Origin of the sequence: Sodalis sp. (in: enterobacteria), from assembly GCF_047607725.1 — a bacterium.
Taxonomy (GTDB): domain Bacteria; phylum Pseudomonadota; class Gammaproteobacteria; order Enterobacterales; family Enterobacteriaceae; genus JBLKSS01.
This window is the reverse complement of record NZ_JBLKSS010000207.1, coordinates 1-5,803: the sequence shown is the minus strand read 5'-3', so window position 1 is coordinate 5,803 and position 5,803 is coordinate 1. Positions and strand designations below refer to the sequence as shown.

General features: G+C 57.7%; 5 protein-coding genes and 2 pseudogenes. 1 reads left to right on the top strand and 6 read right to left on the bottom strand.

The annotated features are described in order from the left end of the window. The 4 genes and pseudogenes from ACMX3H_RS16335 to ACMX3H_RS16320 all read right to left on the bottom strand — a co-directional run. Nucleotides 1-470: pseudogene (locus ACMX3H_RS16335) on the bottom strand (IS21 family transposase); the annotation flags it as partial. 230 nt (nt 471-700) lie between these two features. Beyond that, entirely contained in the window at nt 701-874 is a 174-nt protein-coding gene (locus ACMX3H_RS16330) for a hypothetical protein (protein ID WP_415211573.1), read from the bottom strand. Next, nucleotides 871-1,998: a succinyl-diaminopimelate desuccinylase gene (gene dapE / locus ACMX3H_RS16325; protein WP_415211572.1), complete on the bottom strand. Its 1,128-nt coding sequence runs from the start codon at nt 1,996-1,998 to the stop codon at nt 871-873. The genes ACMX3H_RS16330 and dapE overlap by 4 nt, the downstream gene beginning before the upstream one ends. 1 nt (nt 1,999) lies before the next feature. Beyond that, entirely contained in the window at nt 2,000-2,383 is a 384-nt protein-coding gene (locus ACMX3H_RS16320; RefSeq protein ID WP_415211571.1) for an ArsC family reductase, read from the bottom strand. An 859-nt stretch (nt 2,384-3,242) separates the two neighbouring features. Between ACMX3H_RS16320 and ypfM the strand changes: the two genes are divergently transcribed. Beyond that, on the top strand, nt 3,243-3,329 hold the full coding sequence (ypfM, locus tag ACMX3H_RS16315; RefSeq protein ID WP_148296347.1) for a protein YpfM: 87 nt from the start codon (nt 3,243-3,245) through the stop codon (nt 3,327-3,329). A 468-nt stretch (nt 3,330-3,797) separates the two neighbouring features. Here ypfM and ACMX3H_RS16310 read toward each other — a convergent pair. Beyond that, nucleotides 3,798-5,615, bottom strand: a pseudogene (locus tag ACMX3H_RS16310) (efflux RND transporter permease subunit); the annotation flags it as partial. A gap of 31 nt (nt 5,616-5,646) precedes the next feature. Then, nucleotides 5,647-5,803, bottom strand: a 157-nt coding sequence (locus ACMX3H_RS16305; protein ID WP_415211574.1) for a transposase domain-containing protein, incomplete at its 5' end; no start/stop codon positions are given.

The window sequence follows — 5,803 nt, the reverse complement described above, 5'->3', positions numbered from 1 at the left end:
TACGGTGGGGCCACAGAAGTCGATGAAGAGCTTTTCGCCGGCCTTGTGCTCCATGCGCATGGAACGCCGCTGCTTCTTTTTCCAGTCACGGAACAGTGCACAGAACTGTGAGTAGCCGAGGGCATCACCGCCCACGGCGGCATGATATTCCATCCAGAGCAGCTGTTTGGTCACGCCCTTGCGGCTTAACTCGGTATCGATATCAAGCCAGTTGGGTAAGGTCTTGATAGCCTTGCCGGATTTGCCGGGATAGAGCAGGCGGTTGAGGTCGACGGGGGACAGTTCCGCCGGCAATGGCCAGACCAGGTTAGCTACCGTGAATCGGCCGAGGATATCGTGCACTTGTGGTACAGCCGATGCCGAGCGCTGCTGCGATGGTGCGATTCGAGCGACTCTGCTCAAGTTTTATGCATAATACATTGATATAGATTAATATTTTCTGTTCTCGCGTTCTTCTTTTTACGTGCCATGCCATACCCCCGGAAGCTAAAAGTCTCCAGAGTATGGCGGAGCAGAAGATGAGCGATCGGACAGAATCGGAATCGCTGATCGGGCGTGACCGGAATCAGTGATCGGGTGAAATCGGAATCAGTGATCGGACGTGACCGGAACCAGCACGGGGCCCTGTCGCCAGACTAAGCGCATCCAGCGGCCGGCTATAGTGATCCAATAATGGCCGCTGACCGTGAAATTTGCCATTTCAGATGCGCAATTGGCGGTCAAAGTCACGAAAACTGCTGGCCGGGCGCAGGGAAAACCCCGCTTGCTGCAACTGCGCAAAGGCCGTCGCCGCGCCCGTCTGTAGCCGGTGACCCGTTTCCAGCGGGATCAAATGCCCGTCGGTGCGGCCGGTAACCGCCAGAGCATCCATCATAAAATCAATTGTTCCATGATGCGTTGGTACATCCGGCTCAGCAGTTGCAGATCGGCGGCGCTTACGCACTCGTTGACTTTATGGATGGTGGCGTTGACCGGGCCGAGCTCCACCACCTGCGCGCCCATACGGGCGATGAACCGTCCATCGGAGGTGCCGCCGGTAGTTTCCAGACGCGGCGTTAACTCCTGATAGTGCTCCACCGCGCGCACCGCCGTGTCCACCAGCTCGCCGCGCGCGGTCAGAAAAGGTTGGCCGGATAGCGACCAGTCAATGTGATAGCGCAGCCCATGTCGCTGCATCAGCGCTTCTACCCGCTGGCGGAGGGTGGCGTCAGAAAGCTCGGTACTGAAACGAAAATTGAATTGCACCTGCAGCTCGCCAGGAATGACATTGTTGCTGCCGGTACCGGCATGAATATTGGCTATTTGCATCGTCGTGGGCGGGAAAAAATCATTGCCCTCGTCCCACTGGGTTTCCACCAGTTCCTTTAGCGCGTTCATCGCGCGATGCACGGGGTTCTCCGCCAGATGCGGATAGGCGACATGACCCTGTACGCCCTGCACCACCAAATTGGCGGTTAGCGAGCCGCGCCGGCCGTTTTTGATAATATCACCGACCTGGCTGCTGCTGGACGGCTCGCCCACCAGGCAATAGTCCAGCCGCTCCTGACGGGCCATCAATGCTTCCACCACTTTGACCGTGCCGTCCCGCGCGTCGGCTTCCTCATCGGAGGTAATCAGAAACACCAGCCGGCCCTGATGATGCGGATGTTGAGCGACAAAGCGTTCGGCGGCGACCACCATGGCGGCCAGCGACCCTTTCATATCCGCCGCGCCACGGCCGTAAAGCAGGCCGTCACGTAACGTCGGCTCGAACGGCGGGTTATCCCAATGTTGTGTATCGCCGGTCGGCACCACATCAGTATGGCCAGCGAAAGCCAAGGTACGGCCCTGGCCGCGCCAGGCCCAAATATTGAGGGTGTCGCCGAACGGCATCGGTTCAAGGGTGAAACCCAGCGCCCGCAGGCGGGCCGATATGATCGCCTGGCAGCCGGCGTCATCAGGGCTTAAGGAGGGGCATTTAATCAGTTGCTGCGCGAGTTCCAATACGGGACAAGACATGTCAGACCTCGCTGGCGGTAAACTGCTGATAATCTTGCGAAGAGAACCCCAGCAGCAGTCGGCCATCCGCCATCTGCAACAGGGGACGCTTGATGATGGCCGGTTGGCTGAGCATCAGCGCCGCCGCGCCGTGGGCGTTGCCGGCCTCCGCGCGCTGTTGATCGCTGAGTTTGCGCCAGGTGGTGCCGCGGGTGTTAAGCAGCGGTTGCCAACCCAGGCGATCGATGAAGCGCTGCAAAAGATCGGCGTCAATGCCATCGCTGCGGTATTCATGAAAGCGGTAGGGCACCTGCCGCTCGTCGAGCCAGCGGCGGGCCTTTTTTACCGTATCGCAGTTTTTGATGCCATACAGTGTGGCGATGGGGTGCTGTAAATCGTTGGACATACCTAAAGCTACCTTAAGCGGGAAAGGAGGCGCCTGACGGCTCTCTTTATCGGCCGGCCAGGGCAACACAAGGCTCCATGATGAGGGAAAAAGACCACGGAATCCAGCGTCGTGGCAAGCTTGTGCGGTGGGCGGCAGCGCGAAGGTTGCCCGTCAGGTGCCGCGGCCGGCTAACGGGATGATGGCGGCACAGGGCGGGCCTCAGCGAACGACGGCTGGGGCTGCCGGTTGCCCATAACGCCGGTGATGGTTGGCGCGTTAGTTAAATGTCTTTACCCGGGTGATGGCTGGCTAAGGTCGCTGAAATCCAAAAACGGATATGATTGTGGCCGGGGCGCCCCGCTGAGGTCTGACGATCAATTACTATTCAATGAAATAATGTAAATGAATAATGGATTTATAAAGTTATTATATTGCACCGCACGCGCAAGGCGGACATTACGCCAAGCGGGGCAGCAATTAATTGAGCGAAATTATGAGCGCGGCTTATGAATAATCGCCGACGACGCTGGTCTGAATAAACGCCGGGCTGAAGCGTTGGCGTGGCGGCTCAGACCCTGGCAGATTCATGCCGCATCCGAACTGCCGCGCAGGTGCCAATTTACGCCCGTCCGACGCATGAACGGTGGCGGACCCGAGGCGTAAATATCTTGGTTTAACCAGCGTTAATACAATTAACAGATATCTTATCAAATATATGTCATCTATTTTACTTTCACTGAATATATGACCGTTGCGCCCGGTTTTGGTGCATATTCATTTCTATTTTCGCATCACGGATGATATTTTTTGTGCGTCTGAGGGTGTTATTAACGATCGTCAATCGGTATAATGCTAACAGAATTAAGATGAGGTGGTTATGTTAGATAAAGAATTAGGCAATTGGAAAGATTTTATAGAAGCGATGCTCCGCAACCAGCAGCAGCCTGTGCCGGTAAGCGCTTAAGAATAACGGAGATGTTGAAGAGACAGTGGCCGATTGACTTTAGTCATCGCTTATCAGCCAGCAGGCATTGACGTCCCCCGGTCGTCCTGTACCGGTTCAGCTGCCCATATAATAGGGTAGGTAGCCGTTTTTCCGCGTTATATTCGCCACGTCTGCCACATTGGCCCAGGGCCTATCTGCTTTTCCTCCGCCAGGGATATTCGTTCGCGCGACGTGAGGGCCAGGCGATTCACGACGTGATAGCGCCTCACACCAAATAGCCGATTGAGCGTCATGAGCAGGGTGATGACCTCGGTTGTATTAAGCGACGCTCGGCCATACTCCCGCGTTTTTACCCGAGGTGCCGGCGGTAATTCTGGCTCCCGCCACCGTCATTCACCGCCGCGTCGATAATGACCCCGTCACGTAAAGCCAGTCTCTGGCCCGGCGTTTAGCGCGCCGCGCCGGCAATCAAGCCTGCCGCGGGCGTCATGGGTGTGGCCCGGTATTCGTGTCATCAACGGCGGTCGTCGATACTGCCAGCGGGGTCCCGGGCGTCAGCGGGAAACGCCGCCTGATCAACACGTAAAACAGCGGGATAAAAAAGATCGCCAGGAAAGTGGCGCTAAGCATACCGCCAATGACGCCGGTACCCACCGCATGCTGGCTGGCGGAGCCGGCTCCCTGATTGTTGGCCATCGGCAACACGCCGAAAACGAACGCCAGCGACGTCATTACTATCGGCCGTAAACGCATGCGCGCCGCCTCAAGGGTCGCTTCCATCAGCGCCATGCCGCGCGTATGCAGCTCATTGGCGAATTCAACAATGAGAATAGCGTTCTTGGCCGACAGGCCGATTACCGTTAATAGCCCCACTTGGAAATAAACGTCATTGTCCAGGCCGCGGAACCAGGTCGCCACCAGAGCCCCCAGCACGCCAAGCGGAACCACCAGCATGACCGAGAAAGGGATTGACCAGCTTTCGTACAGCGCCGCCAGACAAAGGAACACCACCAGCAGCGAGATGGCATAGAGCGCCGGCGCCTGGACGCCCGATAACCGCTCTTGATAAGACATGGTGGTCCATTCCAGCCCCAGTACGCCAGGCAATTGGCGCACCAGTTTCTCCATCTCGTCCATCGCAGCGCCGCTGCTGACGCCCGGGGCCGCCTCGCCGACGATCTCAAGCGACGCATAACCGTTGTAACGTTCCAAACGCGCCGCGCCGTATTCCCAGCGCGAACTGGCAAAGGCCGAGAAGGGAACCATACTGCCGCTGCTGTTACGGACATACCAGCGATAGATATCCTGCGGCAGCATGCGATATTTTGCCGCCGCCTGAACATACACTCGCTTGACCCGCCCGCGATCGAGGAAGTCATTGACGTAGCTGGAGCCCCAGGCGGTTTGCAGCGTATTGTTGATATCATCCACCGACACCCCGAGCGCCTGCGCCTTGCGCTGATCAATATCGATCTGCAACTGCGGGCTATCATCCAGGCCGTTATGTCGGACGCGGGTTAGCAGCGGTGAATTCGTTGCGGCGGATAACAGTTGGTCCCGGGCCGCCATGAGCGCTTCATGGCCGATGCCGCTATGATCCTCCAGCATCAAATCAAAGCCGGCGGCATTGCCCAGCCCCGAAATGGCCGCCGGGTTGTTGGCAAGCACCTTCGCCTCGGGGATCTTGTTAAAGGCTTTGATCGCGCGTTCGATAATGGCAAAGGATGAGCGGTCGGCGCTCGCGCGGTCTTCCCAGTTTTTCAGCCGAATGAACAGACGTGCCACGTTCTGTCCGTTACCGCCGGGACCGGCGCCCACCGTGGAAAATACCGACAGCACATTATCCTTTTCCTGGGTCATGAAATAGTTCTCGACCTTCTCGACCACTTTTAATGTCTGTTGTTGGGTGGAGCCGACCGGCAATTGCACCTGCGCCATAAACACGCCGCGATCTTCGTCGGGCAAAAACGACGTGGGCAAATGAATAAACATCCATGCCATCACGCCAATCAGCAGCGCGTAAAGCAACAGCCAGCGGGTAGCGCGCTGTATCACGCCGGCAACGCCGCGCTTATAGCGCAGGGCGCTTTGGTTGAAACAGCGGTTGAACCAGCCGAAAAAGCCGCGTCGGCCGTGGTGCTGACCGGCGGGCAGGGGTTTAAGCAGCGTGGCGCACAAGGCGGGCGTCAGCCCCATCGCCACCAATACCGACAGCACCATCGCCGCCACAATAGTCACGGAAAACTGGCGATAAATGGCGCCGGTGGTGCCGCCGAAAAACGCCATCGGCACAAACACCGCCGATGTAAGCGTACGCCCAGCGCCGTATTGACAGTTATTCAGCAGGGATGGTGAGGTTCCACGGCAGGAGCTCTTTGATTTTGTTGATGGGATGATCCGCGATAATCGCCAGCACATGGCGCAGATACGCTTCCGGCGCCACGCCGTTCAGTTTGCAACTGCCGATCAGCGTATACATCAGCGCCGCCCGG